General features: G+C 68.5%; 28 protein-coding genes, 2 tRNA genes and 1 pseudogene. 19 read left to right on the forward strand and 12 right to left on the reverse strand.

Annotation, left to right across the window (positions count from 1 at the left end; translation table 11 throughout):
• The first annotated feature begins 58 nt into the window (after nt 1–58).
• Nucleotides 59–760 carry a response regulator gene (locus NL114_RS13875; RefSeq protein WP_254821514.1) on the forward strand — a complete coding sequence of 234 codons (702 nt, stop codon included), beginning with the start codon at nt 59–61 and terminating at the stop codon, nt 758–760.
• Nucleotides 757–1,377 (forward strand): DUF7504 family protein, encoded by a 621-nt coding sequence (locus tag NL114_RS13880; RefSeq protein WP_254821515.1) that lies wholly within the window; start codon nt 757–759, stop codon nt 1,375–1,377. The genes NL114_RS13875 and NL114_RS13880 overlap by 4 nt, the downstream gene beginning before the upstream one ends.
• A gap of 8 nt (nt 1,378–1,385) precedes the next feature.
• Here the strand turns inward: NL114_RS13880 and NL114_RS13885 are convergent, their stop codons facing one another.
• Nucleotides 1,386–2,240 (reverse strand): HD domain-containing protein, encoded by an 855-nt coding sequence (locus NL114_RS13885; RefSeq protein ID WP_254821516.1) that lies wholly within the window; start codon nt 2,238–2,240, stop codon nt 1,386–1,388.
• Between the two features lie 126 nt (nt 2,241–2,366).
• On the opposite strand from NL114_RS13885, the pseudogene NL114_RS13890 reads away from it, so the two are divergent.
• From NL114_RS13890 to NL114_RS13915, 6 genes and pseudogenes are all read left to right on the forward strand, one after another.
• Nucleotides 2,367–2,622 (forward strand): annotated as a pseudogene (locus tag NL114_RS13890) (Sec-independent protein translocase subunit TatA/TatB).
• 47 nt (nt 2,623–2,669) lie between these two features.
• A complete protein-coding gene (locus NL114_RS13895) occupies nt 2,670–2,984 on the forward strand; it encodes a Sec-independent protein translocase subunit TatA/TatB (protein WP_254821517.1) in 315 nt (104 codons plus the stop codon).
• Nucleotides 2,985–3,023: 39 nt separating this feature from the next.
• A tRNA-Arg gene (locus NL114_RS13900) sits at nt 3,024–3,096 on the forward strand.
• A gap of 379 nt (nt 3,097–3,475) precedes the next feature.
• Entirely contained in the window at nt 3,476–4,126 is a 651-nt protein-coding gene (locus tag NL114_RS13905; RefSeq protein WP_254821518.1) for a hypothetical protein, read from the forward strand.
• A gap of 76 nt (nt 4,127–4,202) precedes the next feature.
• Nucleotides 4,203–5,471 carry an outer membrane protein assembly factor BamB family protein gene (locus NL114_RS13910; protein WP_254821519.1) on the forward strand — a complete coding sequence of 423 codons (1,269 nt, stop codon included), beginning with the start codon at nt 4,203–4,205 and terminating at the stop codon, nt 5,469–5,471.
• A 222-nt stretch (nt 5,472–5,693) separates the two neighbouring features.
• Nucleotides 5,694–7,376: an AMP-binding protein gene (locus tag NL114_RS13915; RefSeq protein WP_254821520.1), complete on the forward strand. Its 1,683-nt coding sequence runs from the start codon at nt 5,694–5,696 to the stop codon at nt 7,374–7,376.
• A 457-nt stretch (nt 7,377–7,833) separates the two neighbouring features.
• On the opposite strand, the gene NL114_RS13920 is transcribed toward NL114_RS13915, so the two are convergent.
• Both NL114_RS13920 and NL114_RS13925 read right to left on the reverse strand, forming a co-directional pair.
• Nucleotides 7,834–9,594, reverse strand: a complete 1,761-nt coding sequence (locus NL114_RS13920) for a GMC oxidoreductase (RefSeq protein ID WP_254821521.1) — start codon at nt 9,592–9,594, stop codon at nt 7,834–7,836.
• A 17-nt stretch (nt 9,595–9,611) separates the two neighbouring features.
• Nucleotides 9,612–10,274 (reverse strand): hypothetical protein, encoded by a 663-nt coding sequence (locus tag NL114_RS13925; protein ID WP_254821522.1) that lies wholly within the window; start codon nt 10,272–10,274, stop codon nt 9,612–9,614.
• A gap of 111 nt (nt 10,275–10,385) precedes the next feature.
• On the opposite strand from NL114_RS13925, the gene NL114_RS13930 reads away from it, so the two are divergent.
• Complete coding sequence (locus tag NL114_RS13930) at nt 10,386–11,420, forward strand: zinc-dependent alcohol dehydrogenase family protein (RefSeq protein WP_254821523.1); 1,035 nt, start codon at nt 10,386–10,388, stop codon at nt 11,418–11,420.
• Between the two features lie 12 nt (nt 11,421–11,432).
• Here NL114_RS13930 and NL114_RS13935 read toward each other — a convergent pair whose 3' ends face one another.
• A complete protein-coding gene (locus NL114_RS13935; RefSeq protein WP_254821524.1) occupies nt 11,433–12,188 on the reverse strand; it encodes an alpha/beta hydrolase family protein in 756 nt (251 codons plus the stop codon).
• Nucleotides 12,189–12,289: 101 nt separating this feature from the next.
• Here NL114_RS13935 and NL114_RS13940 point away from each other — a divergent pair, with 101 nt between their 5' ends.
• The gene (locus NL114_RS13940) at nt 12,290–12,817 is read left to right on the forward strand and encodes a hypothetical protein (RefSeq protein ID WP_254821525.1); all 528 of its coding nucleotides are present in this window, start codon (nt 12,290–12,292) and stop codon (nt 12,815–12,817) included.
• A gap of 48 nt (nt 12,818–12,865) precedes the next feature.
• Here the strand turns inward: NL114_RS13940 and NL114_RS13945 are convergent.
• Nucleotides 12,866–12,940 (reverse strand) — tRNA-Glu (locus tag NL114_RS13945).
• Between the two features lie 219 nt (nt 12,941–13,159).
• On the opposite strand from NL114_RS13945, the gene NL114_RS13950 reads away from it, so the two are divergent.
• On the forward strand, nt 13,160–14,188 hold the full coding sequence (locus NL114_RS13950; protein WP_254821526.1) for a DUF7544 domain-containing protein: 1,029 nt from the start codon (nt 13,160–13,162) through the stop codon (nt 14,186–14,188).
• A 129-nt stretch (nt 14,189–14,317) separates the two neighbouring features.
• On the forward strand, nt 14,318–14,983 hold the full coding sequence (gene deoC, locus NL114_RS13955) for a deoxyribose-phosphate aldolase (protein ID WP_254821527.1): 666 nt from the start codon (nt 14,318–14,320) through the stop codon (nt 14,981–14,983).
• A 117-nt stretch (nt 14,984–15,100) separates the two neighbouring features.
• Here the strand turns inward: deoC and NL114_RS13960 are convergent, their stop codons facing one another.
• Complete coding sequence (locus tag NL114_RS13960) at nt 15,101–16,354, reverse strand: APC family permease (protein ID WP_254821528.1); 1,254 nt, start codon at nt 16,352–16,354, stop codon at nt 15,101–15,103.
• Nucleotides 16,355–16,456: 102 nt separating this feature from the next.
• Here NL114_RS13960 and NL114_RS13965 point away from each other — a divergent pair, with 102 nt between their 5' ends.
• The 4 genes from NL114_RS13965 to NL114_RS13980 all read left to right on the forward strand — a co-directional run bounded on the left by NL114_RS13965 (nt 16,457) and on the right by NL114_RS13980 (nt 19,192).
• Nucleotides 16,457–16,792 (forward strand): anion permease, encoded by a 336-nt coding sequence (locus NL114_RS13965; protein WP_254821529.1) that lies wholly within the window; start codon nt 16,457–16,459, stop codon nt 16,790–16,792.
• A gap of 81 nt (nt 16,793–16,873) precedes the next feature.
• The gene (locus NL114_RS13970) at nt 16,874–17,164 is read left to right on the forward strand and encodes a DUF211 domain-containing protein (RefSeq protein ID WP_254821530.1); all 291 of its coding nucleotides are present in this window, start codon (nt 16,874–16,876) and stop codon (nt 17,162–17,164) included.
• A 24-nt stretch (nt 17,165–17,188) separates the two neighbouring features.
• Complete coding sequence (locus NL114_RS13975) at nt 17,189–17,749, forward strand: VIT1/CCC1 transporter family protein (protein ID WP_434084094.1); 561 nt, start codon at nt 17,189–17,191, stop codon at nt 17,747–17,749.
• 96 nt (nt 17,750–17,845) lie between these two features.
• Complete coding sequence (locus NL114_RS13980; RefSeq protein WP_254821532.1) at nt 17,846–19,192, forward strand: FAD-dependent oxidoreductase; 1,347 nt, start codon at nt 17,846–17,848, stop codon at nt 19,190–19,192.
• Nucleotides 19,193–19,297: 105 nt separating this feature from the next.
• Here the strand turns inward: NL114_RS13980 and NL114_RS13985 are convergent, their stop codons facing one another.
• The 3 genes from NL114_RS13985 to NL114_RS13995 all read right to left on the reverse strand — a co-directional run bounded on the left by NL114_RS13985 (nt 19,298) and on the right by NL114_RS13995 (nt 20,525).
• Complete coding sequence (locus NL114_RS13985) at nt 19,298–19,696, reverse strand: helix-turn-helix domain-containing protein (RefSeq protein WP_254821533.1); 399 nt, start codon at nt 19,694–19,696, stop codon at nt 19,298–19,300.
• A 117-nt stretch (nt 19,697–19,813) separates the two neighbouring features.
• The gene (locus NL114_RS13990) at nt 19,814–20,215 is read right to left on the reverse strand and encodes a helix-turn-helix domain-containing protein (protein ID WP_254821534.1); all 402 of its coding nucleotides are present in this window, start codon (nt 20,213–20,215) and stop codon (nt 19,814–19,816) included.
• Between the two features lie 103 nt (nt 20,216–20,318).
• Entirely contained in the window at nt 20,319–20,525 is a 207-nt protein-coding gene (locus tag NL114_RS13995; RefSeq protein ID WP_254821535.1) for a hypothetical protein, read from the reverse strand.
• Nucleotides 20,526–20,787: 262 nt separating this feature from the next.
• Here NL114_RS13995 and NL114_RS14000 point away from each other — a divergent pair, with 262 nt between their 5' ends.
• The 3 genes from NL114_RS14000 (at nt 20,788) to NL114_RS14010 (ending at nt 22,686) form a co-directional block, all read left to right on the forward strand.
• Entirely contained in the window at nt 20,788–20,937 is a 150-nt protein-coding gene (locus NL114_RS14000; RefSeq protein ID WP_254821536.1) for a DUF7512 family protein, read from the forward strand.
• A gap of 2 nt (nt 20,938–20,939) precedes the next feature.
• A complete protein-coding gene (locus tag NL114_RS14005) occupies nt 20,940–21,974 on the forward strand; it encodes a sulfite exporter TauE/SafE family protein (RefSeq protein WP_254821537.1) in 1,035 nt (344 codons plus the stop codon).
• 175 nt (nt 21,975–22,149) lie between these two features.
• Nucleotides 22,150–22,686, forward strand: coding sequence for a DUF1684 domain-containing protein (locus NL114_RS14010; RefSeq protein WP_254821538.1), 537 nt, complete (start codon nt 22,150–22,152; stop codon nt 22,684–22,686).
• 9 nt (nt 22,687–22,695) lie between these two features.
• Here the strand turns inward: NL114_RS14010 and NL114_RS14015 are convergent, their stop codons facing one another.
• The 3 genes from NL114_RS14015 to NL114_RS14025 form a co-directional block, all read right to left on the reverse strand.
• The gene (locus tag NL114_RS14015) at nt 22,696–23,115 is read right to left on the reverse strand and encodes a universal stress protein (RefSeq protein WP_254821539.1); all 420 of its coding nucleotides are present in this window, start codon (nt 23,113–23,115) and stop codon (nt 22,696–22,698) included.
• Nucleotides 23,116–23,196: 81 nt separating this feature from the next.
• The gene (locus tag NL114_RS14020) at nt 23,197–24,306 is read right to left on the reverse strand and encodes a pyridoxal-phosphate-dependent aminotransferase family protein (protein ID WP_254821540.1); all 1,110 of its coding nucleotides are present in this window, start codon (nt 24,304–24,306) and stop codon (nt 23,197–23,199) included.
• A 93-nt stretch (nt 24,307–24,399) separates the two neighbouring features.
• Complete coding sequence (locus tag NL114_RS14025; protein WP_254821541.1) at nt 24,400–25,251, reverse strand: universal stress protein; 852 nt, start codon at nt 25,249–25,251, stop codon at nt 24,400–24,402.
• Nucleotides 25,252–25,323 lie beyond the last annotated feature (72 nt).

Consider the following 25,323-nt stretch of genomic DNA (forward strand, 5'->3'; position numbering starts at 1 on the left):
GACTCGTTCGCTCGGCGGAATTACTATACCCTATCCGACGAAAGCCACAGAGACATAGATGGGCTCAGAGCAACCGACGGTACTGGTGGTGGAGGACGAGCCCCCGCTCATCGAGATCTACGCCCGGTGGCTAGAGGGGGAGTACGAGGTCCGGACCGCACAGAACGGCTCCGAGGCACTCGAGCAGATCGACGACGAGGTCGACGTGGCGCTTTTGGACCGACTGATGCCCGGGATGTCCGGTGACGAGGTGCTGGCGGAGATCCGCGAGCGGGCACCCGGCTGCCGGGTGGCGATGGTGACGGCGGTGGAGCCGGATTTCGACATCATCCGGATGGGGTTCGACGACTACCTCACGAAGCCCGTCGAGAAGGAGATGCTCCTGGAGACGGTCGAGCGGCTGCTCGCCCGGTCGAACTACGAGGGGCTGGAGCAGGAGCTGTACTCGCTGGTGTCGAAGCGGTCGGCGCTGCAGTCGGCCAAATCCGCACAGGAGATCTCCAACTCCGAGGAGTACGCGGAGCTCGAGGCGCGTATCGAGGAGCTGCAGGCCGACATCGACGCGGCCATGCCCGAGATGGAGAGCGGCGAGTTCGTCGCGATGGTGCGCGACATCGAGTCCGGGGCCGGGGAGGACGTGGAGCCCCCTGAGGGCGACGTGTCCGACCCGTTCGCGGAGGACTCGGACGCCGCCGAAGACGACGGCGACCGCGATGCCGACGGCGAAGGGTCCGCTTCGACGGAGGGTGAGGACCGATGAGCTACCGGACCACCACGCTCGGCGACGGCACGGTGGCGTTCGACCGGGGGACCAGCCTCCTCGTCTCCGGCTCCTCGATGGACGTTCAGGAGCACATCTACGACCTGCTGTCCGAGGCCGGCGAGGCCGACGAGACGACCATCCTCATCTCGACCGACCGCGGGGCCCCGGAGGTCGTCCGGTCGCTCCGCAAGCGGGACGCGTTCGACGCCGGGCGCGTCGGGTTCATCGACTGCACGGGTCGCGAGGGGCCCGAGGAGGTCGCTGGCGCGCCCGTCCGGCGGCTCGGGTCACCGGGCGATCTGACCGGGATGAGCCTGGAGTTCGCGAAGCTCGTCGACCGGTTCGACGACGCCGGCGCGGGCGACCGCATCCGTGTCGGGCTGGCCTCCATCTCGACGCTGCTGATGTACACGGACGTGCGCACCGCGTTCCGGTTCCTCCACGTGTTCACCTCGCGCATCCGCTCGGGCGGGCTGTTCGGCATCTTCGCGATGGACCCGGGGATGCACGACCAGCAGACGGTCAACACCATCCGGGCGGTGTTCGACTGCGAGGCCGGGATCGCCGACGACGGCGACGTGGACCTGCGCGGCTCCGGGTTCGTCACGGAGTAACGCGCGACTCAGAGCTCGATGCGTTCGAGCAGCTGGCCCTCGCCGCCGTCGCCGTTCGTGTGGACCGCGACGATGCGGATCTCCCGTTCGAGGCCCGAGTCCTGTAGCTTCGATTTGAGGAGTTCGTCGACCTGGTAGACACCGGCGGCGTCGGTCATCTCGATCTCGACGAGCACCGGCCGGTCGTCGCCATCGTGCAGCGACACCCGGCGGATGGCACGACTGGAGATGGTGTCGATGCCGCGGCCACCCTTCTCGTAGGGGATGCGCGAGCGCCCGCGCTCCATGTCCAGCGCGTCCGCGACGCGGACGACCCCGGCCTCGAGCGTGAGCGGGTCCTCCTCGGTGTGATGACAGAGGATGGCGTGGAGCACCTCGCCCTTGACGCGGACGGCTTCGGCGGTGTCGTAGCCGAGTTCGGGGAGGAGGCGGTCGAGCAGGTCCGCCGCGAGCGGGATGGAGTAGTACGGGTGCTCGTCGCGGTGGACGACGTGGCCGATGTCGTGCAGTGTCGCGGCCAGCGCGATGATGACGGCCTCGTCGGCCTCCTCGAGGCCCTGTCCGGTCGCGCCGTTGAATTCGACGCCGCCGGCCTTCAGGAGGTCGTAGAGGCAGAGCGCCCGGTTCCGGACGATGCCGATGTGCTTGGTCCCGTGGTCGTTGTACCCCTTCCTGGCGACGGGGTTGACGTTCTGTGCCTCGAGGTAGGCCGCGATCTCCTCGTCCTCCTCGATGGCCTCCAGCGCCCGGTTGACCCGTTCGTCCGGGAAGCTGTGGTCGGCCGTCGGGTCGTACTCCCGGCCGCCGTCGCCGCGTGACCCCGTCACGCGGTCCGCATTCGTCTCGTCCGGCGTATCGCTCATGGCCGGACCGAGGTCACCACCGGCCAAAAGCCCCCGGGTGCCCCTCGTTCTCCGCCCGACCGCCAGGGGAAAGACCTACATACCGATGAAAGACCTACAAGCGGCGCTACGCCACTGCCGGTCGTGATGCTCGAACCACTGCCGCTGTTCGTCGGTGGACTCCCCGGCGGACCGGAACTGCTCGTCATCCTGCTCATCGTCGTGCTGCTGTTCGGCGCACAGAAGCTGCCGAAGCTGGCGCGCTCGACGGGGGAGGCGATGGGCGAGTTCCAGAAGGGCCGCGAGGAGGTCGAACAGGAAACTGGCGGAGATGCAGGAGGGAGCTCCCACCGAGACGGCGGAGACAGCCGCCACGTCCACCGAGACACATACCACGGAGTGAACCCGAGGGAAAGGCATATAATTCGTTGACAGCAAGTGCGTCCATAGATGCTCGACACATTCGTACCGCTGTTCGGCGGGCTGCCTGGTGGGCCGGAACTCATCGTCATCCTGCTGATAATCGTGCTGCTGTTCGGCGCACAGAAGCTGCCGAAGCTGGCGCGCTCGACGGGGGAGGCGATGGGTGAGTTCCAGAAGGGCCGCGAGGAGGTCGAACAGGAACTCCAGGAGATGCGCGAGGGCCAGGAGAACGAGGGAGTCACTCAGGCCCAGGACGCCACCACGGGCGCCGAGGAGACCGAGAACGACACGGTCATCGGCGAAGCCGAGTCCGACACCGAGACCGATACCGGGACGAACTGACGGACACGTTTTTCTCACCGCCTCGCCCACCCTCCCGCAGGACGCGTGGCCTAGTGGACAGGGCGAGAGGTTCCTAACCTCTCGATCGCGGGTTCGAATCCCGCCGCGTCCGTTTTCCGCCGAGCGAAGCGAGGCGTGAAAACGACCTGGCGGGTTCGAACCCTGCGAGTCGCAGCCCGGCACGCGAGTGAAGCGAGCGCGCCCGGAACGTCTCGCTCCGGTGAGGATCCCGCCGCGTCCGCTCGTTCGTCGCTGCGCTCCTCACTCGCGGCCGCGGCGTAGTTCGCGAACGCGAAGCGTTCGCTCACTCCCGCCGCGTCCGCTGTCTGTCACGATCGGCAGCGAGTGATGCCAGCGACCGCGTGTCGACGACACAGCGACACCGGGAGCAGCCGCCGGAGGTTGACAACGTGTGACACTGCCGACGGGTATATACTCCTCTGTGCGTAACTCGGTTCCGTAATGTACCGCGAGAACGGGGTGAGGGCGCCGTGAGTGGGGCGGACGACGGACCGGTCGACCACGTGGCGGAGGCCCTGCTGAACGGGTCCGCGTACGAGCGCCTCCGGTTCAGGCGGCAGGGGTTCTTCCGCCAGCCGATTCCCCAGAAGCTGCGGGCCCAGAGCGGGTTGCTGTTCGCGCTCGCGGCGGTGCTGCCGCTCATGGCGGCGTTCCCGGGCGACGTTCGCGAGGCGCTTGGTTCGCAGGTGCCGACCGCCTCGCCGAAGGTCATCGTCCTCGGGCTCATCGGCGGGGTGGTCGTCTTCGTCTGCGGGCTGGGGCTGGCGACCCTCGCGGCTGCGCGCCTGCGGCTCGACGGGGAGATGACGGAGGAGCGGGCGCACACTCTCCTCTCGCTCGAGGAGGTGGCCTCGCTGCTCGGCCTCGGCACCGGCGGCATCGCTATCGTCTTCACTCTGGGATACGCCCTGCTGGGCCACGGTGGGATGCGCGCGGTCGAGACCTACATCCGGCTCGCAGGGAAGAGCCCCTACGCCGCCAGCGGCGTGAACGTCACCGTCGCGGAGGTGGCGACCAGCGCGTTCGTCGGCGGCGTCGCGCTGTACGTCCTCGCACAGGCGATCCACCTCCAGTTCCGGCTCCGGCTCGATGCCACGGGTGCCGACCCCATCGAGGGATAGGACCGATACGCGCCGGGCGAGCGCGGTACAGCCGGCGAGGCGAAGGCAGAAGTGGGCGCCCGGAGTGGAGTCGGTCATGACCGACCGACGGGTCACGCCCTCCCGCCGCGGATTCCTCCGGCTCGGGACCGGTGCGGCCGCGGCTGCCGGGCTCGCCGGCTGTACCACGCTCGCCGACCCCGCCAGCTCGGACTTCGCCCGGGCCGCGACGACGCAGTTCCGGGGGGGCCTCCGGCGCCGCGGCTTCCACACCGACGCGACCATCCCCGACGATGTCGAGGTGGCGTGGTCCCACCCCGTCAACACGGGCGACCACACCGCCGCGAAGGCGAGCTTCGTCCGGGTCCCTGCCGACGAGGTCCGGAGCGCAACGGGCGACGAGAGCGCGACCGACCGCCTCGTCGTCCCGGGCGACGACGGGACACTGCGGGCGTTCACACCCGACGGCGAGCCGGTGTGGGCGTCGGCCATCGAGCAGGCGACGCGTGGCATCCACGGCACGCCCGCCGTCGCCGAGGGCCTCGTCTACATCGGCGGGTACGACGGCGCGCTGTACGCGTTCGACCTCGGGACGGGCGAGCGGGTGTGGCGCCGGAAGCTCGGCGACGCCATCGGCTCCTCGCCGGCCTACCACGAGGGCGATGTCTACATCGCCGTGGAGTACTACACCCCCAGCGGCGGCGTGTTCGGCGTCGACGCCGATACCGGCGGCGGGAAGTGGGGTGACCGCCGCGTGACCGACCACCCGCACTCGACCATCGCCATCGACCGGGACGCCGGTCGGCTCGTCGTCGGGTCCAACGATGGCTACCTGTACGCGTGGAGCTACCCGGAGCGCGAGTTCCAGTGGCGGTTCGAGACGGGCGACGCCATCAAGGGACCCGTCGCCACCTACAACGGCGGCGCCTTCTTCGGCTCGTGGGACGGGAACGTCTACCGCGTCGGCCTCGCGGACGGAACGGAGGAGTGGGCGTTCGAGACGAACGGGATGGTGATGAGCGGCCCCGCCATCGACGTGGGTCGCGGGGTCTGTTTCGTCGGAAGCCACGACGGCAATCTGTACGCGCTCGAATCCACCAGCGGGCGCGAACTCTGGCGCTACGGCACCGGCGGCCGCATCGTCGGCTGCCCCGCGACCACCGGGGGCCGCGTCGTCGTCGGGTCGAAGGACCGCTCGGTCTACGCCCTCGACACCAGCGACGGGACGGAGGTGTGGGAACTGGAACTCGACGGCTGGGTCACCAGCACGCCGCTCCTGACCGAGGACGGTATCTACGTCACCGAACGCGCGCCGGAGGGTGCCGACGGGCCGCCCGGCCACGCCTACGCACTGCGGCCGCCCTGACGCGCCCACGGGCCACTCATCGCCCACGGGCCACTCATCGCTAACGGGCCACCTGTCGCCGCGGGCCACCTGTCGCCACGGGCCACCTGTCGCCGCGGGCCGGCCGCTCGATTGGGGCCGTGCCCGCCTGTCGTCCGGGGCGAGCCGTCGGGGGGCGTTCGCTGGCTCCAGCCCACAACTCCCATACTCGCCCCCCGAGACACCCCGCTCATGTGGCAGGTGATGCCGACCTACGACGACTACGAGGCGGCTCGCGCCGACTTCGAGTGGGACCTCCCCGACACGTACAACCCGGGCGTCGATATGGTCCGGAAGCACGACGCGGGCGCGACGGGGCTCGTGGTGGCGTCCGAGGACGCCGCCGGTGAGGGTCACGTCGAACGGTACGCGTGGGGAGACCTCGACGCGCGCTCGGACGCGCTCGCGGCGGGGCTCCGCGAGCGCGGCATCGGGCCGGGCGACCGCGTCGGGGTCTGTCTCCCGCAGGTCGTCGCGACGCCGCTGGCGCATCTCGCGTGCTGGAAAGCCGGGGCGGTCTCGGTCCCGCTGACGACGCTGTTCGGGCGGGACGCGCTGGAACACCGGCTCGGTGACGCCGACGCCGTCGCGGTCGTGGCTGCCGGGAGCGTCCTCCCGGACCTGGAGTCGGCCGACCTGCCCGCGCTGGCGTCGCTGTTCACAGTCGATGCCGACCCGGATGCGGCGGCCGCCGTGGCCGACGCGCTCGGCGCGAGTCACGAGCCGCTCGCGGCGGTCGCGGACGAGGCGAGTGCTGACGACTTCGAGCCCCACGATGCCACGCCCTCGACCCGGACGGCCATCATGTACACGAGCGGCTCGACGGGCCCGCCGAAGGGTGTCCTCCACTCGCACGCGCTGTGGCTCGGGCGCGCGGCCGCCGCCCAGCAGTTCTTCGAGGGGTATCGCGTCCGGGAGGGCGTTCCGGCCGACGACGTGACCGTCTGGACGCCCGCCGACTGGGCCTGGGGCGCCGCGCTCGGTGGGACGCTGCTGGGCGCGTGGCACCACGGCCACCGCGTCGTCGGCGCGCCGCGCGAGTCGTTCGACCCGGAGTGGGCGTTCGGCCTGATGGAGCGGTTCGACGTGACCCACGCCTTCCTCCCGCCGACGGCCATCCGGATGCTGATGACCGTCGATTCGCCGACCGAGCGCTGGGACCTCTCGCTGTCGGCCATCGGCTCGGCCGGGGAGCCACTCACCCCCGAGATTCTGGAGTGGGGCGCGGGACTGGCGGGCGTTTCGGTCAACGAGTTCTACGGGCAGACGGAGTTGAACCTCGTCGTCGGCAACAACCGCCGCTGGTTCGATGCCCAGCCGGGGAGCATGGGCAAGCCGTTCCCCGGCTACGACCTCGCGCTGCTGGACACGGAGACGCGAGAGCCCGTCGCCCAGGGCGAGGTCGGGGAGATCGCCCTGCGCCCGTGGGACCGGCGCGTCTTCTTCGACGAGTACTGGAACCGGCCGGAGGCGACCGCCGCGAAGACGGTGGAGCGCAACGGAGAGACCTGGTTCCTCACGGACGACCTCGCGACGCGCGACGAGTCGGGGTACGTCCGCTTCCGCTCGCGTGCCGACGACGTGATTCTCACGGCGGGCTACCGCGTCGGCCCGCTGGAGGTCGAGCAGGTCCTGCTGGACCACCCCGACGTGGAGCAGGCCGGCGTGGTCGGGGAGCCGGACGAGACGCGCGGCGAAGTGATTGCGGCGTATGTCCAGCCCGTCGAGGGGCTGGATTCGAGGGCGTACGACCGCGTTCGCGACGAGTTGCGGTCGTCCTGTCGGGAACGGCTGGCGGAGTACGAGTACCCCCGCGAGATCCGGTTCGTCGAGGAGTTGCCGAAGACCTCGACCGGGAAGATCCGTCGGAAAGACCTGCGGGAGTAGGAACAGTATAATATCACTATAATTCGTAGAAGTTAATTATATTTAACTTTGGCCAATAAACTATCCATTATCTATGTACGAGTGCATTTTACCGTTCGATGAACACGCACGAAGCCCTCGACCGCTACGGTCGCGCGGCTCGCTGTGCGCCTCAGTCGCTTCGCTTCCTCGGTGCTTGCTTCGCCGTGCTTCCCGTAGCGGCCTCGCCCTTCGAATCCACCAGGACCGTCGTTCGTCAGTCGGCCAGTGCGAGCCTCATGCCTCCCCACCCGCTTGCGCTCCTCGCCTCGCTCACTTCGTTCGCTCGGCTGTGGTGCTCAGCCCTCGCGCGTGCTCGGCGGCTGGCCTGCGGCACAGCCGCCAGCGCGCGCCCATGTGACTGACCACCTGCCGCGCTCCCGTGGACGAGTCGGGCGCGAGAACCGGGAGGGCGAAGACGGGGCCGCGACCAGCCGCCTCAGTCGTCGGCCGAGGCTGGCGTCGGGTTCGCGGGGATGGGGTCCGCCACGCCGTCGAAGTAGCGCTCGGCGAGATGTTCGGCGGTGCGGAGCGCGAGCGCCTGCCCGGTGTGGGTGGGGTTCGCGCCGCCGACGCCGTTGGCGAGCGCGGAGTGGTCGGCGACGAACAGGCGGTCGACCGACAGCGCCTCGCCGCCCGAGTCGAGCACCTTCCCGAGTGCCATCGAGGACTGCAGATGGAGGAAGATGGGTGCGGCGCCGGCGCGGTGGATGTGGTTCGCGCCGGCCTCGTCGAGCAGCTTGCTGGCGCGGCGCGCGAGGTCGTCGCGGCGCTCGTCGTCCTCGGGGTGGGGCGACCAGTCGATGCGGGCGACGGGGCCGTGCTCGTCCTCGGTGGCCTCGTCGAGCGTGACGCCGTTGTCCTGCCGCGGCCGGTCGTCCGTGTGGCAGATGAGGGTGAGCATCCGCCGGTAGTCGCTCATCTCCTCTTTGAGCTTCGTGCCGGTGACCCGTCCCTGGGTGTCCCACGGCTCGCCGGTCGTGTCGTTCTCGAAGGCGAAGCCGTCGACCGACTCCGAGAACATCACCGACGCGGTGATGCCGGGCGCGAAGGTGTTGACCGCGATGCCGCCCTTGCCGGGCACGTCGAGCCGGGAGCCGGCGGCCTGGCCCTGGTGGGGCTCGACCTTGCGCTGGCCGATGAGCTCCTCGAGCGTGTCCGAGTCGAACGTGCCGGAGACGAAGTCGAAGTGGTGGGTCGTGAGGCCCTTGCCGACCCAGCCGTCGTCCGGGAGCCCCGAGTTGAGCCACAGTCGCGGCGTCTCGATGCAGCCCGCGGCGAGGACGACACAGTCCGCGAAGACCCGGCGCGTGCGGCCGGTCCAGGTGTCGCGATACGCGACGCCACAGGCCTCGAGGGGGCCGGGACCGGCACGCGTGAGGATATCGGTCGCGAAGGCGTTCGGCCGGATCTCGACGTGCCCCGTCGCGAGCGCCTTCGGCACGAGCGACGTGAGCGAGCCACGCTTCGCCCGGTCCTCGAAGTCCGCACCGCGCGGATGCGGACCGCCCTGATGCTCGTGGCAGGCGAGCGTGTCGCCCGACACGTCGCGGAAGTCGCCGTCGTAGTCGCCGTCCCGGCGCAGGGACTCGTCGGGCTGGTGGATGGCGTTCGGGAACGGCCGGTACCCCTCGTCCTCGACGTTCAGGCCCGTCGTCAGGTCGTAGCCCGACCGCCGTGCGCCCTCGAAGAACAGCTCGGCCTTCGGGGTCGTCGGTGCCGGCTTCACCGGGTGGACCGCCTCCAGGTGTTGATAGTACGGCACCAGGTCGGCGTAGTCGATGGGCCAGTGTGGTTGCTGGTCGACCGAGGGCACGAACGCCCGCGGGTGGTTGCCGTAGTAATGCAGCGTCGTGCCACCGACGCCGGCCACCTGCGAGATGACACCGGTCTGTGGGACCGTCCGGGCCCACGGCGCACGCTCGGCGTCTGCCGGCCCCCAGCGCAGCTTGCCGTCGACGGGGCTGCCCATGTCGCCCTCGCGGGCGGTGAACTGCTGGTCGAGCAGGTCCCCCGAGAGGTCCTCTGTCGAGGCCGAGGCGGCGTTCCCACGCTCGCTGTGGGGGTTCGGGAACTGTTCGTTCCCGTGGAACGGCCCGGCCTCCAGCAACAGTACGTCGATCCCCTGCTGGCCGAGGCGCCACGCCAGCGCCGGCGCGTCACCGCCCGCCCCGACGACGACCACATCCGGGTCGCTCATGTCGACACCCGACCCGGTCATTCGGCATCACCCTCCTCGGCGTCCGCGCCGTAGTCGTTCTCCTCGAACTCGTCGACCTCGTAGCCCATGTGGACGGCGTACCCGTCGGCGGGACCGGGGTAGTCGGCCTGTTCCCAGCCCTGGGGTCGCTCCGAGTCGTCGCCCCAGTCGCTGTACGCCGCCATCGTCGTGATGAACAGCGCGCCCTGCATCAGGTAGGCGACGATACCGATGGGCGCATCCCCGAACCGCTCGTCGAGCGCGGGGACGACGCCGTCGGCCTCCAGCAGCCGAATCGCGCGCATCCGGTCCTCTCTCGCGAGCCGAGAGAACGGCCCACCAGTGAACCGCTCGTCGGGGGCCTGGAGCGGCGCCTCGCGCTCCCGCTTCAGGATGAGCTCCAGCGCACCGACATCGAGCAGCAGCGCCAGCAGCGGCGCGAACGGCATCGTCTCGTAGCCCAGTGACCTGATGGGCCCCTCGGGCGCCTCCTGGAGTTCGTTGAACGCCGTCTCGACGGTCTCGTCGAGGTCGATGTCCAGTGCCCCGGCTGCCTGCACGCCGTCCCCGGTGCCCGGCGTCGCCGGGACCACGGCGTCGACCAGCGCCGCGATGGTGCCACGAGCGTAGCTCACGGCCACGCCCTCCCGCGATGTGTGCGTCCCTGTCGCATATCCCATGCTCCGGCGGTCACCCGATAAAACCTTCCGCGCGCATCCGGGGGTCGTTCTTGTCGGGGCTGGCCCGCGTCCGGGACGAGCCTTCTTCCGGCTCCCGTCCGACATCCCGGTATGCGCGCCGCCGTCTTCCACGGCCCCGGTGATATCCGCATCGAGGACCGCCCGAAACCAGAGATCGAGGGGCCCGAACACGCCGTCGTCCGCGTCACGCACACCGCCATCTGTGGCTCTGACCTCTGGTTCTACCGCGGCGAGAGCGACCGCGAGCAGGGGAGCCGGGTCGGCCACGAGCCGATGGGTATCGTCGAGGCCGTCGGCGAGGACGTGGTCTCGGTCGAGCCGGGTGACCGCGTGTTCGCACCCTTCCTCCAGTCCTGTGGCGCCTGCGAGTTCTGCCGGAAGGGTCTGCACACCTCCTGCGTGAACGGCGGCTCCTGGAGCGGCGCGGACGGCGGCGCGCAGGGTGAGTACGTCCGGGCGACACACGCCGACGGCACGCTCGTCCGGGTTCCGGACCGCTACGCCGACGACGAGGCCGTCCTCCGCTCGATACTGCCGCTGACCGACGTGATGGGAACCGGCCACCATGCGGCGGTCAGCGCCGGTGTCGGGGCAGGTGACGACTGCATTGTCGTCGGTGACGGCGCCGTCGGCCTCTGTGCGGTCGCAGCGGCCCGCCGGCTCGGCGCCGAGCGCATCGTCGCGATGGGCCACCACGAGGACCGCCTGTCGATGGCCACGGCGTTCGGGGCGACCGACACGGTCGCGGCCCGTGATGAGGCGGCGGTCGAGCGGGCCCAGAAACTGACGAACGGTGGCGCGACCCACGTCGTCGAGGCGGTCGGCGCCGCGAGCGCGATGGAGGCCGCCGTCGAGGTCTGTCGCCCCGGCGGGACGGTCGGCTACGTCGGCGTCCCCCATGGGATGGACGGGCTGGACCTCTACCCGCTGTTCGGCGACAACATCACGCTCCGTGGCGGCGTCGCGCCGGTCCGCGCGTACGCCGACGAGCTGCTGGCGGACGTGCTACAGGGGACGCTCGACCCCGCGCCGGTGTTCACGGAGACCGTCTCGCTCGACGGCGTGCCCGAGGGCTATCGCATGATGGACGAGCGCGAGGCAGTCAAGGTGCTCGTCGAGGTCTGAGGCGCCGCTCCGTCAGCCGAGCCGCCCCAGCCAGTCGAACAGTGCGTCCCGCATCCGGGCCTCCGCCGGCCGCGAGAACCGATGCCCCTCGTCGGCGACCGCCCACAGCGACGCGTCGGCCGCGAGGGCGCCGACGGCGTCGAGGCTGTCGGACAGCGGGACGGAGTCGTCGTCGCGCCCGTGGAACACGGCGACGGGCACGTCGAGCCGGTCGGCCACGTCGCCGAAGTCGTAGCCCGCGAGGTCGTCGACGAGGCGCTCGTCGACCGGGAACCCGGGGGCGTACTCGACTTCGCCCTGCGCGCGGACGGCCTCGGCGAGTGGGTCGAACGCCCGGCCGTGGGTGACCGGCGCGCGGGTCACGAGTGCCCGGACACAGGGGTCCCGTGTGCCGTCGCCTCCGGGACCGTCGCCGACGGCAGCGTGGAACGCCGTCTTCCCGCCGAAGCTGGAGCCGAACAGCACGACCGACCCTGCCGGTGGGTCGAAGAAATCGAGGACCGCCCGGAGGTCCGCGATGCGCGCCGAGAGCGTCGCGGCGGCGAACGCGCCGTCGGCCTCGCCACAGCCCCGGAAGTCGAACCGGACACCGTGGTATCCCTCCGCGACCGCGCGCTCGCACCGGCTCTCGTAGCTCCCGGTCCTGTCGCTGGCGAAGCCGTGACAGCAGACGAACCAGTCGGCACCCGGGTCCGGCGCCGGGTGGTGGACCGCGACGAGTGACTCCCCGTCCGTGACGGGGATGGTGTGACGCTCCGTGTCGGTCATCATCCGGAGATGGCGGGGAGAGGTGGTAGGCGTTGGGCTCTTTCGATAAGTGGTCGCCATCGGTCTAAACTTCTTAAACGATGCCGCAGCAGAGCGTACCGATGTCAGATTGGTTCGAGACGGCTGGCGAACGCGGCGTTCTGGAGCTGACGCGGCGGGACGGGAGCTGGTACGTCGCCGAGCCATCACCGGAGGTGACGGTGAAGGTACTCGGCACCGCGTCTGGAACGGGGGAGGAGGACCAACCGGCACGCCGGCGGCTGCGGGGAACCGTGTCGAGCTACAAGCGGGGCGCCGACAGTCACCCGGATATGCTGTTCCTGACCGACGTGGCGACCGCGCCCGACACGGAGACGGGAAGCGTTCCAGCGACAGAGGATGGACCGACCACCTCGGACGATGAATCGACGACTGGGTCAGCCAACGGGACAGCACCGACGACATCGCATGGGGGCGAATCGCCGCTCGAACGTATCGCGCGTGAACACCTCGACGATCACGAGGTCAGAATCGAGGGGGAGGAGGAATCACTGGTCGGCAGTGCGCGCCGGCGGGCCAGCGACCGACAGCGAGCACCCGCTATCGACCCACGGCTGCAGGGCGAGGACAGCGATATCAGCGAGGGATGAGTTGCCGAATCGGTGACAGGGACGACTGGACGGGCGTGAGAAGTCGGATGCTCCGGCAGGGATTTGAACCCTGGTCATTGCCTCGAGAGGGCAATATGATTGGCCGGACTACACTACCAGAGCGCGTTTTGTCGTAACTGACTGGCCTTATTAACCGTTGCGCTTCCCCGACGCCGTGCCCCGAATCCACATGGCTCCGCTGGCTCCGGAATCCGTGGCGAGTCGACCCATCGTCGAGCGATTCGGTTCGGAGATGGCGCACCGGAAGCGAGGCTTCCCGCGGGGGTTCTGACTGGAGCAGCACCACCCATTACTAAATCAGACGGCGCGAAACCCCCGCCTATGGCCCTCCATCCCATAGACGACCTCGACGATGCGCTCGAGGCCACGAGATCGTTCCTCACCCCAGTCGAGCCGCGGACCTGGCTGAAACTCGCCCTGATCGCGTTCTTCGTTGGCGTCCCCGGTGCCAGCTTCCCCGGGTTCCAGACCTCCGGGAGCGGGACCGGCAGTGGTGAGCCCATCCCGCCGGGATCCACCCCGAACGTCGATATCGGGCCACAGCTCTGGCTCGTCGTGGGTGCCGTCGTCGCTGCCGTTCTCCTCCTGGGACTTCTCTTCCTGTTCGTCTCGTCGGTGATGGAGTTCGTGCTGGTGGACGCGGTGCGGTCGGAGACGGTCGCGCTGCGCCGGTTCTGGTCCGACCGGTGGCGACAGGGCGCCCGCCTGTTCGGCTTCCGGCTGGTGCTCGGTGTCGTCGTCCTCGGGAGCCTCCTGCTCGTCATCGGCCCGGTCGTCCTCTCGGCGCTGGATATCGGACCGGCCAGCATCGGCGTCTCGCTCGCGTTCCTGTTGCTCCTGATCCCGGTGTTCCTGGTCCTTTCCCTCGTCGCCGCCCTCGTCAACGCGTTCACCACCGCCTTCGTCGTCCCCATCATGATGGCCGAGGACCGCGGCGTCCTCTCGGGGTGGCGGCGGCTCTGGTCGTCGCTCCGGGGCGAGTGGAAGCAGTACCTCGCGTACGCGGTCGTCGGGTTCCTCCTCTCGGCGACCGCCGGCGTCCTCGTCGGCATCGTGGTCGCGCTCGCCGCGCTCGTGCTGTTGCTCCCGTTCGGCATCCTGTTCGCGGTCGGCTTCGGCGTCTTCCTGGTGGCCGAACCAGTCGGTCTCGCCGTCTTCGTCGTCCTGGGCGCCCTGTTCCTGTTGGCTGTCCTCGCCGCGTTCGCGCTGGCGCAGGTTCCGGTCGTGACCTACCTCCGCTACTACTCGCTGCTGGTCCTGGGCGACATCGAGTCGGACCTCGACCTCGTTCCCGAGCAGAGAGCGGCGGTGCGGGACACGGACGAGTCTGGTGGTGAGGTGACTCCGTGACACCCGGTGTCGGGCCTCGTGTTCGAACCGCCGGACCTGCTGGGCCGGCCGGCACCCGCGGCATGCGAGACGAGTGAGGGGCACCGTCCCCCCGAAACACGGAAGCCGCTCGCCCGAGTCGCTTCGCGCATGGACGCCGAGACCCTGCGCGCCGAGCCCGAGCGGGTGGTGGAGCTCATCGACCACACGAACGTGGAGCCGGACTCGACCGAGGCCGAGGTCCGCGAGCTCTGCGAGGAGGTGCTGGAGTACGGCTTCAACGCTGCCTGCGTGGTTCCGTATCACGCCGAACTGGCGTCGGATATCCTCGGCGACGAGGCCGACGTGGTGGTCGTCGTCGGCTTCCCGTACGGGGTCCAGAACTCGTCGGCGAAGCGGGCCGAGGTCGAGGAACTGCTCCAGTACGCCGACGAGCTGGACATGGTGATGAACCGGACGGCGTTCACGAACGGGAACTACGAGTACGTCGTCAACGACATCCGGGCCGTGAAGCAGGCCGTCGGGGAGCAGACGCTCAAGTGCATCATCGAGTCGCCGACGCTGAGCGACGAGGCGATCCGCCACGCCTCGGAACTCGTCGACGAGGGTGGTGCGGACTTCGTCAAGACCGCCGTCGGCTACGAGGGCGGCTGTGACACCGACGAGGTCCGGGCGATGCGCGAGGCCGTCGGCCCCGACATGGGCGTGAAGGCCTCCGGCGGCATCCACTCCTTCGAGGAGGTCGTGGAGATGGTCGAGGCCGGCGCGACCCGTATCGGTGCCTCGTCGGGCGTCGACATCTACGAGTCGATATAGGCGCGGGGGAGCCCACGGCGAGCTCTCGATATCGTCCACATACCCGATTTATCTCTGGCGATTTTATAAATATCTGGGGTTCTATGGTTTTGCAGCTCGGATTGCCGAATATTCCGACTACAGCAGCCCGTACAGGTAGACCCCAAGCAGTGCCACGGTAGTCACCAGCCCCGCCAGCGCGGTGACCGAGAGCCGCCCGACGGTGAGCGGCGCGGTGAAGCCCGACCGGTCGTCGGGGTGGTCGAAGCGGAGTTTCAGGAGCGCTACGTTCACCATCACGAACACGACGAGCAGCGCGGCGTTCGCCAGCGCCGCCACCTGCCCGAGGTCGCCCAGCAGGACGAACGGTATCGTCAGGCCACCGACCAGCGCGACCGCGAGGTACGGGGTCCGACGGCCGGCATGGATGCGCGAGAACACTGTGGGGAACGAGCGGTACTCGCTCTTCGAGACGCCGTACAGCAGCCGCGAGGTCGAGACCAGCAGGATGAGGACCGTGTTCGCGGTCGAGGTGAGGGCGATGGCGCCCACGACGGACCCGGCGACCGCGCCGCTCCCGGCCTCCGCGACCAGCGCGAGCGGCGACGCCGACGCACCGAGCGCCCGCCAGTCGACGAGGCCGACCGCGGAGAACGCCACCAGCACGTACAGTACCGTCGTGATACCGATGGAGAGCAGGATGGCCCGTGGCACCGTCCGGGTCGCGTCCCGGGTCTCCTCGGCGACGTTGACGATGGAGCCGAAGCCGAGGTAGGCGAAGAAGACGAGGAAGGTCGCGGCGACGATGCCCGAGCCGCCGAACGGCGCGTCCAGGACCGCGACCGAGCCCCACGTGTTCCGGCCGAGCCAGATGATCAGTGCGAGCCCGCCCACCTCGGCGACCGTGAACAGCACGTTGAGCTTCGCCGACAGCTCGATGCCCCAGAAGTTGACCGCCGAGGCCAGCACCACCAGCGCGAGCGCGGTCAGCGCCGGCGACACGTCGGTGAACGCGGTCAGGTACCCCGAGAACGCGAGCGCGACGGCCGCGGCCGAGACGGCGCCGACGAACACCCGCAGCACCGCCACGACCTCCGCGAGGCGCTTGCTCCGGAGCGACTCCCGGACGTAGACGTAGTCTCCCTCGCCCTTCGGGTACCGTGAGGCGAGTTCCGCGTAGCTCAGCCCGGTGAGGCCGGCGACGACGGCGGCCGCGAGGAAGGCGAGCGGAACGGACTCCCCGGCGACGGCGGTGGCCTCGCCGAGGATGGCGTAGATGCCCGCCCCGAGGATGAGACCGACACCGTACACCGTGACCTCGAACAGCCCGAGTTCGCGGCTGAGAGAGGGAGTAGCGGCCTCGCTCGCGCCCGGGCCCTCGGGCGCGCTCACGCGACACCACCGCCGTCCCCTCGCGGACGCCCACCATCCACGCGCGTACGCCCCTCGTCTCCTCCGTGATGGCGACGGTGACCCGGTTCGGACGACATATCCATGCTCGACTGTGGCGGGGGACAACTTCGCTACGGTTCCAGTTCTCGCGGGGCGAGAGCCGGCGGAGGGCATAAACCCCGTCCAGGTGTCGGCCAGCTGAACGAGCTCCTCGGCTTCGAGATAACCTTCGTCGAGTGGCTGGCCATCGGGCTGCCGATGGTCGTCCTGCTGCTCCCGGACGCGACGCCACCCAACGCCATCGTCTTCGGCGCCGGCTACGTCGAGCGCGACCACATGCTGCGAGCGGGCGTGCTGCTGGACGCCGTCGTCATCCTGCTGACGACCGGCGCCGCCTACCTGCTCATCCGGTTCCTCTGGCCGCACGTGCTGACGTGACCATCGGCGTCGACCACAGCTCGTGACCCACTGCCCGGAAGACACACCACGCTTTAGATGCGTCCGGGCGCACCCGGGGGTATGGCGCCCATTCGCCGGCTGGTGCTGGACGTGCTGAAGCCACACGAGCCCTCGGTGCTGGAGTTCAGCCGACGGGTCGGGGACGTCGAGAGTGTCGAGGCGGTCAACGCCTCGCTCATCGAACTCGACAACGAGGTGCAGAACCTGAAACTCACGTTCGAGGGCACGGACCTCGAGTTCGACTCGGTTCGGGACGCCATCGAGGGACAGGGCGGCACCGTCCACTCCGTCGACCAGGTGGCCTGTGGCGACTACGTCGTTCAGGAACGACCGACGCCGCAGGACCGCTGAACCGTGCCGCCACTCCGAGAGCGGTTGTCACAGATCCTCGGACGGAAGGACGTCCTCCCCATCGCCCGGCGCTACTTCGTCTCCAACGGGTTCGACGGCACCCTCACCTGCATCGGCGTCGTCGTCGGCGCGGTCCTGTCGGGCATCCCGGACGGCGCGACGGTCATCAAGATCGGCCTCGGTGCCGCGGTCGGGCTGGGGACCTCGGCGGTCTGGAGCGTCTGGGAGATCGAACGCGCCGAGACGAAGGCGGAGATCCTCCGGATGGAGAAGGCGATGCTCACCGACCTCGACGACACCCGCATCCAGCGCGAACGGTCGACCGCCCGCCTCCTCCACGCAGTGGCCAGCGGTATGGGGCCGATTCTCGGCATCCTCATCCCGCTCTCGCCGTTCCTGCTGGAGGGTGGCCTCCTGACGATGGTCGAAGCCGCCACCATCGCCGTCGGGCTCGGTATCGGTGTCCTCGGGGTCTTCGGCGCCTACATGGGCTCCATCTCGGGGCAGCGCTGGTACGTGGCTGCAGCACGGATGGCGCTCGCAGGCCTCGTGGTGGCCGTCGTCAACGTCTTCCTCCCCGGGTGACGACTCGGACTCGCATCCACAAACAGTCTTTCGCTGTTTCCAAAACACTGCGGATCACCTGTACTCCATTCCCGACCTCCGTGCTTCCCTCCGACTATGTCAGAGACGTTCGTCGTCATCGGCGGTGACGCGGCAGGAATGAGCGCAGCGAGCAAGGCCAAGCGCGAGAACCCGGACCTCGACATCGTCGTCTTCGAGAAGGGCGAGTGGGTGTCGTACGCGGCCTGCGGGATGCCGTACTACGTGAAGGACGAGATCGAGGAGCTGGAGGACCTCGTGCAGGTGACCGCCGAGGAGTTCCGCGAGGAGCGCGACATCGACCTGCGGACGGGCCACGAGGTCGTCGGAATCGACCCCGAGGCCCGCACCGTACGGGTCGAGGGCGACGGTGAGACGTTCGACCAGCCGTACGACCAGCTCCTCATCGCGACCGGCGCGCACGCCATCGAGCCGCCGTTCGACGGCATCGACCTCGACGGCGTGTTCACCATCCACGACATGGACCACGCCGACGCCATCCAGGACTACGTCACGGAGGCGGAGCCACAGACCGCCGCCATCGTCGGCGGAGGGTACGTCGGCATCGAGATGGCCGAGGCGCTCGACGAGCGTGGCCTCGAGGTCCACATGTACGAGATGCTGCCACACGTCCTCCAGCCGTTCGGGGAGTCCGTGGCAACCGTCGTCGAGGACCACCTCCGGGAGCAGGACATCCACCTCCACCTCGACACGGCCGTCCAGGGGTTCACCGGTGACGGCGCCGTCGACGGCGTGGCGCTGGAGGCGGAGACGGTTCCGGCTGACATCGTGGTCGTCGGCGTCGGCGTGGCGCCGAACACGGCACTCGCCGAGGACGCCGGCATCGAGGTCGGCGAGACGGGCGCCATCGCCACGGACGCCTACGGGCGGACGAACTTCGACCGCATCTACGCCGCCGGCGACTGCGCGGAGGCCCACAACGTGGTCACCGACGCGCCCGACCACGTGCCGCTCGCACTGACCGCGAACCGCGCCGGCCGCGCCATCGGGCAGACCGTGACCGGGACGCCGACCGAGGTCGGCGGGATGGCGGGGACGGCCATCGTCAAGGCGTTCGACATCGGCGCGGCCCGGACGGGCCTCACCGACGAGGAGCAGGCCCGCGACGCGGGCTTCGACCCGGTCTCCGTGGAGATACAGGCCTCCTCGCGGGCCCACTACTACCCTGGTGCGGAGGAACTGACCGTGATGCTCATGGCCGACCGGGAGAGCGGCCGGGTCATCGGCGCCAGTATCGTCGGCCGTGAGGGTGTGAAGCGCATCGACACCGTCGCCACCGCGCTGCACGGGGGAATGACCGTCGAGGACGTCGAGAACCTCGACCTGGCCTACGCGCCACCGTTCAGCCCGGTCTGGGACCCCGTCGCCACCGCTGCACGCGTACTGAGTGGAAAGGTCGATTGAATCGCAGATAATATATTTATCCGAACAGCAGCCAGACTAACCCGCCCCTTCGACCCCTGCAGCTGATATAATCGCATCTTCCGGCTGGCAACAACGTTCGCAGCCTCAGCTCGGGAGTTCGACGCTGCCGGTACCTTCGTACTTGTCCTCGAACTCGCGGATGAGCTGGCCCATCTTCGCGTACCAGTCGTTGAGCATCCGCTGCATGTCGGCGGACATCTGCTGGGCGTCGGTGGGGTAGTAGACGTGGTAGTAGCCGCCGTGGTCGTAGTTGATCTGTTCCTTCTGGACGAAGCCGGCCTTCAGGAGCCGCTGGACCGCACGGTAGGCCGTCGAGTGTTCGCGGTCGACCACGTCGGCGAGTTCGTCCACCGTCATCGCCTCCTCCGCGTCGACGAGGGCCTGGAAGCAGTCCTTGTCGAGCTGCTTGAGCCCGTGGAAGCACTCCAGCAGCCCCTCACACTCCATGTCCTGCTGGAGTTGCTCTGACATCGGGTCTGGCATCGGTATCGGAGAACAGTTGGTGTTGTGCGGTTAAAATGTTTGCGCGATTTTTGCACAAGCAACAAGACACCGGAGACGGTCCCGAGCCGAGGCCGAGAGGAAGTCGCGCGGATACCGTTACTGCTCGATAGGGGGCTCCGGTTCCGTGCCCTCGTACTTGTCCTCGAACTCGCGGATGAGCTGGCCCATCTTCGCGTACCAGTCGTTGAGCAGCCGCTGCATCTCCCCGGCCATCTCCGACCCGCCAGCGGGCCGGTAGACGTGACAGTATCCACCCTGGTCGTAGTTGATCTGCTCCTTCCGGATGAGACCAGCATCGAGGAGGCGCTGGATCGACCGGTAGGCGGTCGAGCGCTCGCGCTCGACGGCCGCGGCGATCTCGTCGACCGTGAGCGCCTCATCGGCGTTGGTCAGGACGCCGAACACCTCGCGGTCCAGTCCTTTCAGGCCGTGGAAGCACTCCAGCAGCCCCTCGCACTCCATGTCCTGCTGGAGGTAGTCCGTCATGGCGTCGGGCATTCGTGTTCGAGACGAGGGGTTCGAGCAGTATAAAATTGTGGATATTTCCCAATACAGCCAGATTCGAACGACGCATACGAGTCACCCGTCGACGGTCACCGGGCTAGTCCTCGGCGTAGCACAGCGTCCGGCGACACTCCGGACAGACGTAGGGGACGGGCGTGAGTATCTCGTCCGCGCGCAGGCTCCCGAGGAAACCCTCGGAGGACGAGGTCGAGACGATGGCGAGCTCACCCGCCAGGTCGGTCCCCTGCAGTTCCATCCGTTCGAGCGACACCTCGCAGTCGGGGCACGTCTTCTCGACAGCCATGTATGGTGATGGGAATTCTCAGAGATATATTTTGCCGACTTCGGGCAGGAGCAGCGCGCGCGAGAACTCACCGGAGACATCCATTCGGTACTCTTAGACGCCGTTCTCGGGCCGTAGTTATCCATAAGTTATGTCCAACCATGCGTAGCCTATCCCGACCTTGTATTGTGTGCTGTACCCAAAACCGTTAAGTCCGGACATCGGTTATCCTCGCCTGCGCAGATTCCCATGGAATACACAAGACTGTACGAGGTGTGCAACGATGTTCGGTATTGAGAACTTGACGGGGCCGACGGGGGCCGCCATCCTCATCGGGGCGGTACTCCTCGAGGCACTCGTGTTGTACGTCGGGTACGGTGCACTGGAGAGCGTGCTCGGCCCGACCATCGCCAAGATACTCCGGGGTGAGTGAACATGGAGGTGTTCGGCATCGCCGCGAGTCTGCTCGCGATGTTCGCGAGCTTCGGCGTCCTGATCGGCCTCCTGTTCGGGTTCTTCGGGATGGGCGGGTCCTTCCTGGTCACCCCGGCACTGCTGGTGATGGGGTACAAGCCGGACGTGGCGGTCGCGTCCGGCCTCGCGTTCGTCTTCGGGACCTCCGTCATCGCGACCCTGAAACACCGCGACCTCGGCCAGGTCGACTACAAGCTCGGCGTCCTGATGATCGCCGGCACGACCGCGGGCATCGAGGTCGGACGGATCGGATTGCACAGGCTCCAGGATATCGGATTGGCCGATACCTTCGTCAGTGTCGCGTACGTCGCGCTGCTGGGTGGCATCGGCCTCTTCGTCACCTACACCGCGATGAAGGGTGACGGCGACAGCGGCGTCAGCCACGACGAGGCCGACGGGGAGATCGACCCGGACGACATCCCCGACATCGCGAAGAAGATCCAGTCCTACCGCATCCCGCCGATGATGAAGCTCAAGGGCGGCATCAGGGTGTCGCTCTGGATGATTCTCGGCGTGGCCTTCGCTACGGGGCTGCTGTCGGGGCTACTCGGCGTCGGCGGCGGGTTCATCCGCATGCCCGCGCTGTTCTACCTCATCGGCGTCCCGGTCCCGGTCGCGGTCGGGACGGACCTGTTCGAGATCGTCTTCTCGGGCGGTATCGGCAGCTTCCTGTACGCGATGGACGGCGCAGTCGACCTGGCCATCGTCGTCCCGCTGCTGGCGGGGAGCGCCTTCGGCGCCCGACTCGGCGCCGCGGCCACGAGCCTCGTCGACGAGGACGACATCAAGGTCTACTTCGGCGTCATGCTGCTGCTCGGCGCCATCGCGGTCGCCGTCCGGAAGATCGGTGGCATCATCGAGATGCCCGTCCTCGACACCGTGGCCCTGGTCATCATCATCGGCGCGGCGCTGCTCGTCAGCGGCGCGGTAGTCGTCAGCTCCATCCGCGAGCTGCGGACCGCCGAGAGCTCGACCACGGCACAGACCGCGGACTGAAGCCGGCCTCCAACGGGGAGGCACTCCGACCGCTCCGTTTTCCACCCCGGCGTCCGGGGCTTCTTCCAGCCCGTGACCTGCAGGAGTCCGTGGCAGTGAGACAGCGAGACGGCAACAGTCCCAGTATTGTAGAATCTGCAAAAGACTTGTTCCGGTGGAGACCCTACACTCCCACATGAGCACCAACTGGAAGCAGCAGCTACAGACCCAGCGCCAGCGGAAGGAGGAGTACTTCGCAGAGAGCGAGCACTCGCCGCTCACCCCGCACGAACGGGCCGACTTCGACGGCCTCTCGCACTACCCGCCCGACGAGGACTACCGGTTCCGGGTCCCGCTCCACGAGCACGACGAGAAAGAGCGGGTCACGGTCGCCACCAGCACCGACGGCGAGCAGGAGTACCTCCGCTGGGGTGAGTTCCGCGTCGACATCGACGGCGAGGAGGTCGTCGTCCAGGCCTACAAGAGCGACCCCGACGAGGACCGGCTCTGGGTCCCGTTCCGTGACGCGACGAGCGGCGACGAGACCTACGGCGCCGGGCGCTACATCGACCTCGAGGCGGACGAACACCGCTCGCCGGACGGGTGGCTCCTGGACTTCAACCAGGCGTACAACCCGACGTGTGCCTACTCCGACCGGTACGAGTGCCCGCTGCCGCCGGGCGAGAACTGGCTGGAGGTGCCCATCGAGGCCGGCGAGAAGGCGTACCACTAGCAGCCGCCCCTAGCGGGCGGCGATTACGGGGACAGGGGACCGGCGGAACACCTTCTGCGCGACGTTACCGACGAACAGGCGGTCGGCCATCGACCCGCCGTGGGTCCCGATCACGACCGCGTCGAAGTCCTCGACCCGGTTCAGAATCGCCCGGGTCGGATCGCCCAGCTTGACCTCGGTGGTTATCTCGATGTCGTGGTCGGCAGCCAGCTCCCTGGCGCGGTCGAACACCGTCTCCGCGCGCTCCTCGGCGGCCTCCTCGACGTTCTCCTCGAGCGCGAGCCCCGTCGCAGCCCCCCACATCGACGACGGTTCCCCGACGACGTGCAGGACGGTGATTTCGGCGTCCGGATGATTCTCGAGGGCGTACTCGAGCGCTCGCTGCGCCATCTCCGAGTCGTCCATCGGCACCAGAATTCGAGAGAGCATGGCACGACTACAGCCGGGACAGTGATAAAGCAGGGTCCGCACGGGCCCGCCCAGGGGTGCCGACGGCACCGGACGGACCGACTACAGCCCGGCGACGTCCTCGATGGCGTCGGTGAGCGCCTTGATGCTCTCGACGTCGTGTTCGCCCATGTGCCCGATACGGAACGTCTGCTCGCCGATGTCGCCGTAGCCGTTCGAGAAGACCATGTCGTACTCCTCGCTGACCTGGTCGATGGTCGCGGCCACGTCGATGCCCTGCGTGTTCTCGACGCAGGTGACGGTCTGTGACTCGTACCCCTCCTCCGGGAAGAGCCCGAAGTGTTCATGGGCCCAGTCGCGCGTGTACTCGGCCATCTCCTGATGGCGCTGGTCGCGCGCCTCGTGGCCCTCCTCGAGCATGTGTTTCATCTGCTTGCGGTAGGCCAGCATCAGCGGGATGGCGGGCGTCGAGTGGGTCTGGCCCTTCCGGTCGTAGTAGTCCAGACAGCGCTGGAAGCCGCCGTACCACGAGGCCGAGTCCTTCTCGAGTTCGCGCTCGCGGGCGGCGTCGCTGACCGTGCAGACCGCGAGGCCGGGCGGCATGGCGAACGCCTTCTGCGTCGACGTGAAGATGCAGTCGATGTTGTGGGCCTCTACGTCGACGAAGTCGCCACCGAGGCAGGAGATGGCGTCGACCACGAAGTAGGTGTCCGGGTAGTCACCGAGGAGGTCACCGACCGCCTCGACGGGGTTGCGGACGCCCGTGGAGGTTTCGTTCATCACCATCCCGACGGCGTCGTAGCCCTCGTCGCTTTCCTCCAGCGCGTCGCGCACGTCCTCGGGCTTGACCGCCGTGCCCCAGTCGTACTCGATGCGGTCGACCGTCTTGCCGAGGCGCTCGGCGACGTTGGCCTGGCGCTCGCTGAAACTCCCCGAGGTCGGGACCAGCATCCGGTCCTCGACGAGGTTCATCGTCGTCGCCTCCCAGAACTCCGTGCCCGACGCCGTCAGGACGATGACGTCGTTCGTGGTGCCGAGGAACTCCTTCGTGTCCTCGACGATGGTCGTGTAGAGGTCCGTCATCCGGTCCATCCGGTGGCCGAACATCGGTTCGCACATCGCCTCGATGACGTCGTCGCGGACCTCGGTCGGGCCGGGGAGATACAGCGTCTTGTCGGGGTAATCGCCCGTGTACTCGCTCTTCTTGGTCACGTGAACCACCTGATACCCGACTCCACTCGGGGGGAGGGCAAGGGAGTTGTGATAGCCGTCCGCTCCCCGACAGGTCGTCGCCCCGAGCGCCGTTCAGCGCACGGCGACCGGCGGGACCAGCAGGACGTTGGAGTTCGCCCGTGCCGTCACGCGTTCGGAGGTGCTCCCCAGGAGGAGCCGGCGGAGGCGGCTCCGGCCGCGCGAACCCATGAGGATACTCGTCGGGTCCACCTCGGCCTCGGCCGCGAGAATTTCCTCGCTGGCCTCGCCCGCCCGGACCATCGTCCGCGTCTCGATGCCCATCCCCTCGAGCCGGTCTGCCAGCTCGGCGAGGCGCTCCTCGGCGTCCTCGACGACCTCCGGCTCCGAGCGGCGCTCCGGCGGGGTCACGTGGACCAGCGTCGCCTCCTGCGTGGCGCGCTTGAGGTTACGGAACTGCTCGAACGCGCGCTCGGCGTTCTCGGAGAAATCCGTCGCGTACAGCACGCGCTGGAACAGGTGCTCGTTGGCGACCTCGTGGCCCGCCTCGTCGGTCTCGACGATGCGCTGGACCAGCAGCGGTCGCACGGCGGTCCGGGCGACGTTCCGGGCGGTTCCGCCGATGAACCGCTCACGGAGCGGGCTCTTCCCGCGTGACCCCACGATCATGAGGTCGGCGTTCACCTGCTCGGCCAGCCCGTTGATGCGCCGGTGGGGCGTCCCGCGGACGACGTGGGTCTCCACGTCGAACCCCTCGGCCTCTAGCAGTTCGCGCTGGCGGTCGAGCCCCTTCCGGGCCCGCTTGCCGAAGTCGCTCCCGGGCATCCCGGTCGTCACGTTCGGGCTGGTCACGTTGATGAGGTGGATCTCGGTGATTCCGTACCGCTCCAGGCACTCCAGGCAGATCCGGGAGCCCATGGCGGTCTCGATGGCGTCGGACAGGTCGGTGGCGTACACGGCGCGCATACGTGTAACGTGGCGGCGCGCGTTCATAGTATTGTTGGTAGTTCCCAATACATACAAATATATTGTGGCGTC

Source organism: Haloglomus halophilum (genome assembly GCF_024298885.1).
Taxonomy (GTDB): domain Archaea; phylum Halobacteriota; class Halobacteria; order Halobacteriales; family Haloarculaceae; genus Haloglomus; species Haloglomus halophilum.

Excerpts from the sequence above, each read along its gene's own strand:
- NL114_RS13875 (WP_254821514.1), top strand. The coding sequence starts at position 59 with ATGGGCTCAGAGCAACCGACGGTACTGGTGGTGGAGGACGAGCCCCCG.
- NL114_RS13880 (WP_254821515.1), top strand. The coding sequence starts at position 757 with ATGAGCTACCGGACCACCACGCTCGGCGACGGCACGGTGGCGTTCGAC.
- NL114_RS13885 (WP_254821516.1), bottom strand. The coding sequence starts at position 2,240 with ATGAGCGATACGCCGGACGAGACGAATGCGGACCGCGTGACGGGGTCA.
- NL114_RS13895 (WP_254821517.1), top strand. The coding sequence starts at position 2,670 with ATGCTCGACACATTCGTACCGCTGTTCGGCGGGCTGCCTGGTGGGCCG.
- NL114_RS13910 (WP_254821519.1), top strand. The coding sequence starts at position 4,203 with ATGACCGACCGACGGGTCACGCCCTCCCGCCGCGGATTCCTCCGGCTC.
- NL114_RS13915 (WP_254821520.1), top strand. The coding sequence starts at position 5,694 with ATGCCGACCTACGACGACTACGAGGCGGCTCGCGCCGACTTCGAGTGG.
- NL114_RS13920 (WP_254821521.1), bottom strand. The coding sequence starts at position 9,594 with ATGAGCGACCCGGATGTGGTCGTCGTCGGGGCGGGCGGTGACGCGCCG.
- NL114_RS13925 (WP_254821522.1), bottom strand. The coding sequence starts at position 10,274 with ATGGGATATGCGACAGGGACGCACACATCGCGGGAGGGCGTGGCCGTG.
- NL114_RS13930 (WP_254821523.1), top strand. The coding sequence starts at position 10,386 with ATGCGCGCCGCCGTCTTCCACGGCCCCGGTGATATCCGCATCGAGGAC.
- NL114_RS13935 (WP_254821524.1), bottom strand. The coding sequence starts at position 12,188 with ATGACCGACACGGAGCGTCACACCATCCCCGTCACGGACGGGGAGTCA.
- NL114_RS13940 (WP_254821525.1), top strand. The coding sequence starts at position 12,290 with ATGTCAGATTGGTTCGAGACGGCTGGCGAACGCGGCGTTCTGGAGCTG.
- NL114_RS13950 (WP_254821526.1), top strand. The coding sequence starts at position 13,160 with ATGGCCCTCCATCCCATAGACGACCTCGACGATGCGCTCGAGGCCACG.
- deoC (WP_254821527.1), top strand. The coding sequence starts at position 14,318 with ATGGACGCCGAGACCCTGCGCGCCGAGCCCGAGCGGGTGGTGGAGCTC.
- NL114_RS13965 (WP_254821529.1), top strand. The coding sequence starts at position 16,457 with ATGCTCGACTGTGGCGGGGGACAACTTCGCTACGGTTCCAGTTCTCGC.
- NL114_RS13970 (WP_254821530.1), top strand. The coding sequence starts at position 16,874 with ATGGCGCCCATTCGCCGGCTGGTGCTGGACGTGCTGAAGCCACACGAG.
- NL114_RS13980 (WP_254821532.1), top strand. The coding sequence starts at position 17,846 with ATGTCAGAGACGTTCGTCGTCATCGGCGGTGACGCGGCAGGAATGAGC.
- NL114_RS13985 (WP_254821533.1), bottom strand. The coding sequence starts at position 19,696 with ATGCCAGACCCGATGTCAGAGCAACTCCAGCAGGACATGGAGTGTGAG.
- NL114_RS13990 (WP_254821534.1), bottom strand. The coding sequence starts at position 20,215 with ATGCCCGACGCCATGACGGACTACCTCCAGCAGGACATGGAGTGCGAG.
- NL114_RS13995 (WP_254821535.1), bottom strand. The coding sequence starts at position 20,525 with ATGGCTGTCGAGAAGACGTGCCCCGACTGCGAGGTGTCGCTCGAACGG.
- NL114_RS14000 (WP_254821536.1), top strand. The coding sequence starts at position 20,788 with ATGTTCGGTATTGAGAACTTGACGGGGCCGACGGGGGCCGCCATCCTC.
- NL114_RS14005 (WP_254821537.1), top strand. The coding sequence starts at position 20,940 with ATGGAGGTGTTCGGCATCGCCGCGAGTCTGCTCGCGATGTTCGCGAGC.
- NL114_RS14010 (WP_254821538.1), top strand. The coding sequence starts at position 22,150 with ATGAGCACCAACTGGAAGCAGCAGCTACAGACCCAGCGCCAGCGGAAG.
- NL114_RS14015 (WP_254821539.1), bottom strand. The coding sequence starts at position 23,115 with ATGCTCTCTCGAATTCTGGTGCCGATGGACGACTCGGAGATGGCGCAG.
- NL114_RS14025 (WP_254821541.1), bottom strand. The coding sequence starts at position 25,251 with ATGCGCGCCGTGTACGCCACCGACCTGTCCGACGCCATCGAGACCGCC.